The organism is Roseomonas rosulenta, assembly GCF_016106005.1.
Taxonomy (GTDB): Bacteria; Pseudomonadota; Alphaproteobacteria; order Acetobacterales; family Acetobacteraceae; genus Neoroseomonas; species Neoroseomonas rosulenta.
On the sequence record NZ_JACADR010000168.1, the window covers coordinates 1 to 9,770 of the forward strand.

Consider the following 9,770-nt stretch of genomic DNA (forward strand, 5'->3'; position numbering starts at 1 on the left):
CTGGGACTACCTCTCGCGCAGCGACCTGCGCCGCCGTGGCCGCCGTCGCGCCGCGCGCCTCCACCAGCACCGTCGCCGCCCATTGCCCCGCGCTGGCCTCGACGCCGGCGAGCAGGAAGAACACCACGATCAGCCGCCGCACCAGCGGCTGCCGCAGCGCCGAGAGCGCGGGCAGCGCGGGGGCATCGGCCGCGGTGCCGTCCTCCCAGCGCGCGCGCGTCGCGCCGAAGCCGAGGGCCAGCATGGCCAGCACGGCGCCAACCACCGCGTAGCCCGCCTGCCAGCCGGCACCCACCGCCAGCAGCGCCGTCGCCAGCCCCGGCCCCAGCGTCGCGCCGAGGCCCCAGAACGCGTGCAGCCAGTTCAGGTGGCGCGGCGCGAAGCGCAGCGCCGCGAAGGTGTTGAGCGCCGCATCCACCGCGCCGCTGCCGAGGCCGGCCAGCATCGCCAGGGCGACGAACAGGACCCAGGGCGGCGCCATCGCCTGGCCCAGCGCGGCCGCCGCGGTCGCGGCGATGCTGACCGCCAGCAGCGCACCGATCCCCAGCGCCTGAATCGCCCGCCCGGTCAGGATGCTGGCGAGGAGGTAGCCGGCCGCCATCGCCGCCAGCACCAGGCCGAGCGCGGCATGCGGCTTCGCGTAGTGCGGTCGCAGCTCGGGCCAGAGCGTACCCGGCAGCGGGTCAGGCAGACCGAGGCCGATGAAGGCCAGGAAGGCGAGGGCGAGGAGCGGCACGCGGTCTCCGGTGCCGCCATGCGCGGCGCGTCATTCGACCATTGCCACGGGTCGCGAATCAATGCGCGCCGGGGCCCGCGTCTCGCGACCATGCGCATCGGCCGGCGGTGGGGCCGCCGTCCGGCTACAGCTTGCCCACCAGGTCCCCGAAGCCCCAGATCAGCGTGCCGATGATCAGCAGCGCGAAGCCCGCCTTCTCCAGCACCTGACGGTCGATGTCCTTCTGGAGCTGCCTGAAGGAGGCGAGACGCGCGGTGCGCTCGGCGCCGTCCACACGCTCCATGTCGTGCAGCAGCGCCAGCAGGTCGTTGCGCGCGATCAGGATCTTGCGCGATGCGAGCACCAGGCCGAGCGCGGTCAGGATCGCACCCGACCGCGCCAGCCACATCCAGTCGCCGGTCGCGGCGGACAGCCACGCCGCGCCCGCCACCACCGCGACCGAGGCCACCCAGAAGCCCAGCACGATCCGCCGCAGCGACGCGATGCCCTGCGGCACTGTCTAGATCCCCTCGAGCACCACCTTGCCGATCATGGTGCCGCTCTCGACCAGCGCATGCGCCTCGCGCAGTCGCGCCGCCGTCATGGGGCCGAGGTTCCGCGTCATGGTGTGGCGGATGCGGCCATGGTCCGCCAGATCGGCCACGGCATCGAGCAGCCGGTGCTGCTCGATCATGTCGGGCGTGCCGAACATCGGGCGCGTGAACATGAGCTCCCAATGCAGCGAGACCGACTTGCGCATCAGGTCGCGCGCATCGATCGGCGCCTGGGATTCGATGAGAACGATCTTCCCCTGGGGCGCGACGGCCTCGACGATCTGCCCCCAGTTGCGCGCCGTGGTGTTGGTCGAGAACACATAGCGCGCGCCCTTCAGCCCCAGCGCCTTCATCTGCGCGCCGATGTCACCCTTGTGGTCCACCACGTGGTGCGCGCCGAGCTCGCGGCACCAGGCCGAGGTCTCGGGCCGCGAGGCGGTGGCGACGATGGTCAGCCCGGTGCGCTGCTTCGCCAGCTGGATCACCATGGACCCCACGCCACCCGCGCCGCCCACCACCAGCAGCGCATCGCCCGCGCCGCCGCCCTCGTGCAGGCCCAACCGGTCGAACAGCCCTTCCCAGGCGGTGATGGTCGTCAGCGGCAGCGATGCCGCCTCGGCGAAGGACAGCGTGCGCGGCTTGCGCCCGACGATGCGCTCATCGACCAGCTGCAGCTCGGCGTTGCTGCCGGCGCGGGTGACGACACCGGCGTAGAACACCTCGTCGCCCGGGCGGAACAGGGTACAGGCCGGACCGACCGCGCGCACCACGCCGGCAGCGTCGAAGCCCAGGATGCGCGGGCCGCCCTGCGGTTCCTCGCTGCGGCGGCGCTTGGTGTCGACCGGGTTCACGGAGACCGCGCGCACCTCGACCAGCATGTCGTGCCCCTCGGGCGCGGCCGGTTCGGGAATGTCGAGGTCGAGCAGCGCCTCCGGGTGGTCGGCCGGGTGGCACTTGGTGAAGCCGATCGCCTTCATGCGGTCCTCCGTGCGGTGCGGAGGGTATAGCGCGGCCTCAGCCGATGCGCAGCAGGGCGGGGCCGTTCTCCCGCAGCCAGTCCTGCGCCATCTCGCGGTTCGGCGTCAGGCTCTCGACATGCGCCCAGAAGCGGGAGGAGTGGTTCAGCTCGCGCAGATGCGCGACCTCGTGCGCCACCACGTAGTCCAGCACCACGTCGGGCGCCATCACCAGCCGCCAGGAGAAGGCGAGCGTGCCGTCCGGCGCGCAGGAGCCCCAGCGGCTGTTGGTGTCCTTCAGCCGGATCGCGGCGATCTTCACGCCGAGCGTCGCGGCATGGCCTTCCGCCAGCACGGCGATGCGGCGCTTGGCCTCGGCGCGCAGGAAGTCGCGCACGCGCCGCGCGAGGAATTCCGGCGCACCGGTCACCACGATGGTCGCGCCATCGAGGAAGGCGCCGCCGCGCGCCGCGGGATCGTGGCGGATGACGTGCGGGCGGCCGCCCAGCGGGATCTCGACGCCAGGCGCGAAGGCCAGTGCCGGCGACAGCGCGGCCAGGCGCTGCATCACCCAGGCGGCATGCGTCGTCAGCAGCGCCATGCCCGCACGGCGTGCGGTGCGCATCGGCAGGGTGACGACAACCTCGCCGGCACGCGCATCGATGCGCAGGCTCACGCGGCGCGCGCGGGCGGAGCGGCACCAGCGCACGGGGCAATCCACCGGCGCGCCGAGCACGCCGGGTCGCAGCACGACGGTTTGCGAATCGGAGACATCCATCCACCCACCATGGCGCAGCGATGATGAAGGGTTCAACCGCTTGACAGCAGCGCGCGCGCGATGACGTGTGCAGCGATGCACCCTGCGCTGCGACCGCTGCCGCCGCTGCTGCTGCTCGGCACGATCTGGGGCGCTACGCCCGCCTTCGTGAAGCACCTCGCGGCTGCCGGCTGGCCGCCGATGCTGATCGCGACCTGCGCGGGCGCGTGCAGTGCGCTTATCCTGTTCGGGGTGTGCCGCGCGCGTGGCATAGCGGTGCCGGCCACGCCCGCGCACCTGCTGCACTACGCGGTGTCGGGGCTGTTCGGCCTGGCGCTGGCGAACCTGGTGGGCTTCACCGCCCTGCAGTACGTGCCGGCGGGGTTCTTCTCGCTGCTGGTGCCGCTCTCGCCCATGCTCACGGTGCTGGGTGCGGCGCTGCTGGGCATGGAGGCGATGACGCGGCGGCGCGTGATCGGCACCGCGCTCGGCCTCGCCGGCGTATTGCTGGCCATGAGCCCGGGGGCGGCGCTGCCCGACCCGCGCGTGCTGCCCTGGGCGGCCTTCGCCGCGCTGACGCCGGTCTGCTACGCGGCCTCGAATCTGCTGGCGGTGCGGTTGGCACCTCGCGGCGCGCCGCCGCTGGCGCTGGCCACAGGCACGCTGGCGGCGGGCACGCTGCAGGCGGCGATCTTCGCTTCGCTGGCGGGGCAGATGCGCCTGCCGCAGATCGAGGGCCTGCCGGTCAGCGCGCTGCAGGGTGCTGCGACGGCGCTGGCCTTCATGATCTATTTCCGATCGCTGGCCGCGCATGGCGGCGTGGTCACGTCGCAGACCGGCTACATCGTCACGCTGACCGGCCTCACCTGGGGCTGGGCGCTGTTCGGGGAGAGGCCGGGATGGCTGACCATCCCGGCCGCGGCGCTGGTCTTCGCGGGGCTGGCGCTGGTGACGCTGCCCGGCCGGAAGCCTTGATTTCGCGCGCAGCCGCCACGCCAACCCTGCGCGCCGACGCGCCCAGGGGGCGCATCACCCGATCAGGTGCTTGAGCTCCGTCTCGACGAAGGCGAAGGCGCTGTCGCCGGCATTGACCACGTTGTGCTCCATGCCGGCGGCGCGGGCATAGGCGACGCCCGCCTTGATCTCCGCCGTCGCGATCTGCCCGCCGGGCAGTTCCAGCAGCATCGTCCCGTCGCTCACGGGCACCACGACATAGGCCATGCCGTGCCGATGCCAGCCGGTCTCGGAGCCCGGCGGGAAATCCCACCGGGTCACGCGGACATTGTCGTCATCCACCTGCACGGTGGCGATGGCGGGCGGGCGGCAGCGCAGCGGCTCGTTCATCACTCGGCCGCCTTCGCCGGGACCATGCCGGGCAGCGGCAGCGCGCCGGCCGCGCTCCAGGCCGCCCAGACCTTCTCTGCCTGCTCCGCGCTCAGCGGCAGGTGCGGTGGGCGGATCACGCGCCAGCCGGCATCGCCGGTGCTGCGCGCGATGATCTCGCGCAGCCCAGGGATCAGCGGCACCGAGGTCGCGGCACGGCGCGTCGCCGTCAGCGTCGCCTGCGCGGCATCGGCTTCCGGCCCGGTGCGCTTGGCATAGACGATCCCGCCCCAGTGGCTGTTCGCGTTGGACGCCGCGGTGATGCAGCCCGCCCCACCTTCCGCCAGGATCTGCTGCAGGAACTCGTCGCTGCCGGAATAGGCCTCGAACCCGTCCTTCGCGAACTCCCGCACCATCGCCTGCATGTTGGCGTAGTCGCCGGACGAATCCTTCACGCCCTTGATGACGCCCGGGAAGGCCTTCAGCAGGCGCCCGATGAGCGACAGGCTGAACGGCACCGCCGATTGCTGCGGGAAGTGATACAGGTAGATGGCGACACCGCCGCCCACGCGCTGCACCACCTCGCTGAAATACGCGAACAGCCCGTCATCCGACGGACCCTTGTAGTAGAAGGGCGGCAGCATCAGCACGCCGGGGCAGCCGGCGTCGCGCGCGTGCCTCGTCAGTTCGACGGAATCGGTCAGCGACGCGCAGCCCGTGCCCGGCATCATCCGCGCCGCAGGGATGCCGCGCGCGATCAGCCCTTCCAGGATCTGCTTGCGCTCGTGCAGGCCGAAGGAATTCGCCTCGCCGGTGGTGCCGAGCACGCCCAGGCCGTTGCACCCGTTCGCCAGCAGCCAGCGCGCATGCGCCGACATGCGGTCGAGGTCGGGCGCCAGGTCCGGCCCCATCGCCGTCAGCACCGCGGCGTTCACGCCGCCATAGATCGCGTTCTTCATCCTGCCGTCCTCGCTTGTGCGGGTTTGCGTGCCTTGGCCGGCCAGCGGCCCGGCCAGGTCACGACATGGTCTTCGAAATCGCCGGCCGCGCGCTCGGCCACGACGCGGCCGCGCACCGAGACGCCGGCCTCGTGCACCGTCTCGGCACGACCCGACACCAGCGGGTGCCACCAGGGCAGGTCCTGCCCGTCGCGCACCAGGCGATAGGCGCAGGTCGGCGGCAGCCAGTCGATCGCCGCGATGCGCGCGGGCGTCAGCTTCACGCAATCGGGCACGCGGCGCTTGCGGTTCGCGTAGTCCTTGCAGCGACAGGTGTCGCCATCCAGCAGCCGGCACGCGACATTGGTGAAGGCGAGCCGGTCGGTCGCCTCGTCGCGCAGCTTGTGCAGGCAGCAGCGGCCGCAGCCGTCGCACAGGCTTTCCCATTCGGCGCGCGTCATGGCGTCGAGGGTCTTGGCGCGCCAGAAGGGCAGGGGGTCTGTCACGCGGCGATGATAGCGCCGGAGGCGCGGGGCACGGAAGGCGGGCCTCCTGCGCGCACCGGCGCGGCGTCAGGCGGCCGGCGGCGGGGCCGGGGGGCGCACCTGCTGCAGGATGCGCAGCAGCAGCGCCTCCTGCACCTGCAGGAAGGCGTCCTGGTCGGCCGCGACGACCTGGGCGTAGACCTGGATCTCGATCGCGAGCGGGGTGAGTGCGACCAGCCGCACGCGGGACAGGCCCTCGCCCGGGCTGACCGTCGGCTGGTCCGCCAGCAGGCCGCGCAGCGCGTCCAGCACGCGCGACACCTCGCCCTCCCCGGTGCCCGGCGGCAGCGTCACGCGATGGTCGAACAGGAAGCGGCTGCGCACCGACAGGTTCGTCACATGCGCCTTCGCGATATCCGCGTTGGGCACCGTGGTCAGCGTGCCGTCCGGGCCGCGGATGCGCGTCGATCGCGGCCCGATCGATTCGACCACGCCATGGGCGGCCGCGAAGCGGATCGTATCGCCCACCCGGAACGGCCGGTCGGCGAAGATCGACACCCCGCCGAACAGGTTCTCCACCGTGGACTGGGACGCCAGCGCCACCGCCACGCCGCCCACGCCGAGCCCCGCCACCAGCCCCAGCGCCGGGATGCCGATGGCGTTGGCGCCATAGACCAGCACGACCGCCGCGGCGAACAGCCCGGCGACCCGCGCCAGCAGCCGCAGCAGATGCGCGTCGTAGCTGTCATCGGACACGCGGGGCGAGGCGATGATCGCCTCCGCCACCAGGCGGAAGGCCAGGACCGCCCCCCAGGCGCCGGCGCCATACAGCAGGAAGGTGGCGCCGAGCGTCTCGGCATCCGACAGCACGCCGCTCAGGTTCACCTCGCTGTCGATGAGGACATGCGCCACCACCACGACCAGCGCGAGCACCAGCGGCACGCTCAGCCAGCGGGCGGTGCGGCGCAGCGGCGCGGTACCGCGCGCCCAGCGCCGCACCAGCACCACCCAGGCCAGCACGGCCAGGATCGACGCCAGGGTCACCGCGGCGGCGGCGAGGATCTTCCAGACCGTCGTCTCCAGCACCGTGCTGCGCAGCGGCGCCGGCAGGCGCTCGACCAGCGCGGGTGGAAACAGCGGCCCGGCCATCTGGACCTGCGCCTCCCGCCAATCGGTGATGGCGGCGGGGCGCAGCGGCGGCTGGTCCGACACCTGCGCGTGGAACTCGTCCAGCCGCGCGACGGTGGCGCGGGAGAAACGGAAATCCGGCGGCGCGTCGGGCGCGCCCATGCGCTCGATGCGGATCTCGGTGCCCGGCAGCGTCCAGCGCGCCGGCAGCGCGCTCGCCTGCCCCGGCGCGCCGGGGATGCTCCCGGCCGGGATCTCCGGCAGGCGCAGCAGGATGTCAGCGAGCGCCGCCAGCGCCCGCGCCCCGTCCTTGCGGCGCGTCGCCGCCGGCAGGTCGCTGAGGTCGAGCAGCTGCTCCGAGGCGCGATGCACCGCGTTGCGCAGCTCGATGCCGGTGTCGAGGCGCGGTTCGGCGCGATAGGCCACGAACAGCGCTGCGATCCGCTGCGTCTCGGCGGCCAGGGACTGCATCGTCGCATGGGGGCTGAAGGTATCGAGCGCCGGCAACAGCCGCGCCTGCGCGGCAGCGGCGCCGAGCAGCAACAGGACCAGCAGCCCGGCCAGGCGGAACCTCATGCGTGGACGCCCTCGCGCGTGACACCCTGGCTCTACCGGCAGGGGCGCGGGCCGTCCATGCCGCGCTCAGCGCGGTGCCGCAACGCCCGGCCAGACCCCCGGTCGCACCGCTGCCGCGCACACCACGCCATAGGCGGTGATACCGAGCGCCACCGCCACAAACTGCCCAGTCAGCCCGAAGCCCAGCAGGTCGCCCAGCAGCCAGCCGCCGCCGACCGCGAGGCCGATGCGCGACAAGCCCGCGGCCACCGGCCAGGCCATGCGCCCCGCCCCCATCGCCGCGAAGTACAGCGCCATGCCGATCCCGAAGCCCGGCATGGCCCAGGCGATGATGGACAGGGCCTCGGTGGCGATGGCGCGGACTTCGGCATCCGCCGTGAAGGCGGCTGCGGTGGCGGCGGGGAACAGGCCGACGGGGATGGCGATCGCGCTTGTCACGCCCAACGCCAAGCCACCACCGGTCCAGGCGATCCGCCGCGCCTCGGCCCAGTCCCCCGCGCCGACCGCGCGGCCGACCAGCGCGGTCAGCGCCGAACCGACGCCGAAGGCGAGTGGGATCATCAGGAACTCGATCCGTGCCGAGATGCCATAGCCCGCCACCGCCGCCGCGCCGTGATGCGCGATCCGCGCGGTCACCAGGATGGTCGCCAGGTTGGCGATGGTCGCCATGGCGCAGGCCACCAGCCCGACCGACAGGATGCGCCGGAACAGCGCGGCGCTGAGCGGCGTGCGCAGCTTCGGCGTGAAGCCGGCGCCGCCGGCCATTACCACCGCCGCCATCACCACCGCAGCGCCGGTCATGGTCATCGCGAAGGCGAGCCCCGCCCCCGCCAGCCCCATGCCGAGCGGTTCCATCAGCAGCCAGGCGAGCGGCGGAAAAGCCACCCAGCCGCCGATCACGCCGCGCGCCGCCAGCGCATGCCGCCCGCCGCCGCGCAGGATCGAGGCCAGGGTGTTCGTCAGCCAGGCCGGCAGCGCGCCGGCGCCGAACAGCCAGGCGGAATAGGCGGCTCCCGCGGCGGCCGCCTCCGCGCCCCCGATCAGGCCGAGGATGCTGCGCGGGAAGATCGCGAGCGGGATGGCGAACAACGCAGCGCCGGCGCAGGCGATGACCAGCGCATGGGTGGCCAGCGCCGCCGCTTCCTCCCGCCGGTTGGCGCCGAGCGCGCGGGCGATGGCCGAGACCACCCCGCCCCCCATGGCGCCGGCCGACATCTGGCCGAGCAGCAGGGCGAAGGGCAGCACCACCGCCCAGCCGGCCAGCGCAAGCGTGCCTTGCCGCGCAGCCAGCCAGGGTTCGATCAGCAATGCCGCGACCTGCGTGGCCGCCAGCAACGTGGTCGGTGCGGCGAGTGCCAGGATGCGCCGCACCCGCCCGGGCGGCGGCGCGGCGAGGACGACCCCGTCAGCCATGGGCCAGCTCGGCGCCGAAGCGGCGGCGGATGGCGTCGTTCGCGCCGGGTCCGGGCAGGATGCGGACATCTTCCGGCGCGATGGGCGTGCCATCCGCGCGGCGCGGCTCGGGGGCCAGGACCGGGGCGCCGGTGGCGCGGTCCACCATGATGGTGGGCGGGCCCTCCGGCCCGGACAGGTGCCGCGCGCCCCAGTCGCGGATCGCGAGGTAGAGCGGGAAGGCATCCCGCCCGCGCTCGGTCAGGCGGTAGGCGTGGCGGCCGCCGTCGGGCACGCGCTCCATCAGCCCGTGCCGCACCAGCGCGCCGAGCCTGGCCGAGAGGATGTTCGGCGCGATGCCGAGGTTGCGCTCGAACACGTCGAAGCGGGTGGTGCCGGCGAAGGCCTCGCGCAGCAGCAGGATGGTCCAGCGTTCACCCAGGATCGCCATGGCGCGGGCGACGGGGCAACGCATGCGGGCGAAGTCGATGCGAGGCATGGCGGTCCAGGGATGCGGCGCGGCATCAGGCGCCGAATGCTTGCACAATGCAAGCGAACCGCACGGCGTCACGCCGACACGGCTTGTCCACAGGAAACTGCCGGGCAGGGCCATCGCAGAACTTGTGTGCGGGCGGCCGGTTGCCCTACCGTATGTTGTGTCGGGGGACATGGGGGACCGCGCAATGGATTGGACGACAGAGGCGATCGAGCGCCTAAAGGCGCTCTGGGCCGAGGGCCATTCGACGGCCGAGATCGGCCGCCGCATGGGCATTTCGAAGAACGCCGTGGTCGGCAAGGCGCATCGGCTGAACCTGCCTGCGCGCCCGAGCCCGATCCGCCGCGATGCCCTGCCCCGCCCGGCCCCGGTGCCGCGCGCCCCGCGCCCGGTCCATGTGCCGATGCAGCGCTTGGCGCCGCCGCCCGTGCTGCGCCAGGCGCCGCCGCC

12 protein-coding genes are annotated in these 9,770 nt (G+C 73.3%); 2 read left to right on the top strand and 10 right to left on the bottom strand.

Annotated features, from left to right (window positions below; genetic code table 11):
• The 4 genes from HW578_RS17735 to HW578_RS17750 all read right to left on the bottom strand — a co-directional run.
• Positions 1–736, bottom strand: a 736-nt coding sequence (locus HW578_RS17735) for an MFS transporter (protein ID WP_198371944.1), incomplete at its 3' end; no start/stop codon positions are given.
• Between the two features lie 124 nt (positions 737–860).
• Positions 861–1,232 carry a hypothetical protein gene (locus tag HW578_RS17740; protein ID WP_198371945.1) on the bottom strand — a complete coding sequence of 124 codons (372 nt, stop codon included), beginning with the start codon at positions 1,230–1,232 and terminating at the stop codon, positions 861–863.
• A gap of 3 nt (positions 1,233–1,235) precedes the next feature.
• Positions 1,236–2,246: a zinc-binding alcohol dehydrogenase family protein gene (locus HW578_RS17745; RefSeq protein ID WP_198371946.1), complete on the bottom strand. Its 1,011-nt coding sequence runs from the start codon at positions 2,244–2,246 to the stop codon at positions 1,236–1,238.
• 37 nt (positions 2,247–2,283) lie between these two features.
• Positions 2,284–2,976: a M48 family metallopeptidase gene (locus HW578_RS17750; protein WP_369407916.1), complete on the bottom strand. Its 693-nt coding sequence runs from the start codon at positions 2,974–2,976 to the stop codon at positions 2,284–2,286.
• 102 nt (positions 2,977–3,078) lie between these two features.
• Here HW578_RS17750 and HW578_RS17755 point away from each other — a divergent pair, with 102 nt between their 5' ends.
• Positions 3,079–3,957 carry a DMT family transporter gene (locus tag HW578_RS17755; protein WP_198371948.1) on the top strand — a complete coding sequence of 293 codons (879 nt, stop codon included), beginning with the start codon at positions 3,079–3,081 and terminating at the stop codon, positions 3,955–3,957.
• Between the two features lie 54 nt (positions 3,958–4,011).
• Here HW578_RS17755 and HW578_RS17760 read toward each other — a convergent pair whose 3' ends face one another.
• The 6 genes from HW578_RS17760 to HW578_RS17785 form a co-directional block, all read right to left on the bottom strand.
• Complete coding sequence (locus HW578_RS17760) at positions 4,012–4,326, bottom strand: cupin domain-containing protein (RefSeq protein ID WP_198371949.1); 315 nt, start codon at positions 4,324–4,326, stop codon at positions 4,012–4,014.
• Entirely contained in the window at positions 4,326–5,264 is a 939-nt protein-coding gene (locus HW578_RS17765; RefSeq protein WP_198371950.1) for a dihydrodipicolinate synthase family protein, read from the bottom strand. Before HW578_RS17765 ends, HW578_RS17760 begins: the two co-directional genes overlap by 1 nt.
• A complete protein-coding gene (locus HW578_RS17770; protein ID WP_198371951.1) occupies positions 5,261–5,749 on the bottom strand; it encodes a YcgN family cysteine cluster protein in 489 nt (162 codons plus the stop codon). Before HW578_RS17770 ends, HW578_RS17765 begins: the two co-directional genes overlap by 4 nt.
• 66 nt (positions 5,750–5,815) lie before the next feature.
• Positions 5,816–7,432 carry a mechanosensitive ion channel family protein gene (locus HW578_RS17775; protein WP_198371952.1) on the bottom strand — a complete coding sequence of 539 codons (1,617 nt, stop codon included), beginning with the start codon at positions 7,430–7,432 and terminating at the stop codon, positions 5,816–5,818.
• Positions 7,433–7,498: 66 nt separating this feature from the next.
• Positions 7,499–8,845, bottom strand: a complete 1,347-nt coding sequence (locus HW578_RS17780; RefSeq protein ID WP_198371953.1) for an MATE family efflux transporter — start codon at positions 8,843–8,845, stop codon at positions 7,499–7,501.
• The gene (locus HW578_RS17785) at positions 8,838–9,323 is read right to left on the bottom strand and encodes a winged helix-turn-helix transcriptional regulator (RefSeq protein ID WP_198371954.1); all 486 of its coding nucleotides are present in this window, start codon (positions 9,321–9,323) and stop codon (positions 8,838–8,840) included. The genes HW578_RS17780 and HW578_RS17785 overlap by 8 nt, the downstream gene beginning before the upstream one ends.
• A gap of 184 nt (positions 9,324–9,507) precedes the next feature.
• Here HW578_RS17785 and HW578_RS17790 point away from each other — a divergent pair.
• Positions 9,508–9,770 (top strand): GcrA family cell cycle regulator (locus HW578_RS17790; RefSeq protein ID WP_232479071.1); only part of this gene is annotated, 263 nt, incomplete at its 3' end.

What these genes read in the sequence shown, in the direction of transcription:
- HW578_RS17745 (WP_198371946.1), bottom strand. Translation starts at nt 2,246, where the DNA reads ATGAAGGCGATCGGCTTCACCAAGTGCCACCCGGCCGACCACCCGGAG.
- HW578_RS17755 (WP_198371948.1), top strand. Translation starts at nt 3,079, where the DNA reads ATGCACCCTGCGCTGCGACCGCTGCCGCCGCTGCTGCTGCTCGGCACG.
- HW578_RS17765 (WP_198371950.1), bottom strand. Translation starts at nt 5,264, where the DNA reads ATGAAGAACGCGATCTATGGCGGCGTGAACGCCGCGGTGCTGACGGCG.
- HW578_RS17760 (WP_198371949.1), bottom strand. Translation starts at nt 4,326, where the DNA reads ATGAACGAGCCGCTGCGCTGCCGCCCGCCCGCCATCGCCACCGTGCAG.
- HW578_RS17780 (WP_198371953.1), bottom strand. Translation starts at nt 8,845, where the DNA reads ATGGCTGACGGGGTCGTCCTCGCCGCGCCGCCGCCCGGGCGGGTGCGG.
- HW578_RS17785 (WP_198371954.1), bottom strand. Translation starts at nt 9,323, where the DNA reads ATGCCTCGCATCGACTTCGCCCGCATGCGTTGCCCCGTCGCCCGCGCC.
- HW578_RS17775 (WP_198371952.1), bottom strand. Translation starts at nt 7,432, where the DNA reads ATGAGGTTCCGCCTGGCCGGGCTGCTGGTCCTGTTGCTGCTCGGCGCC.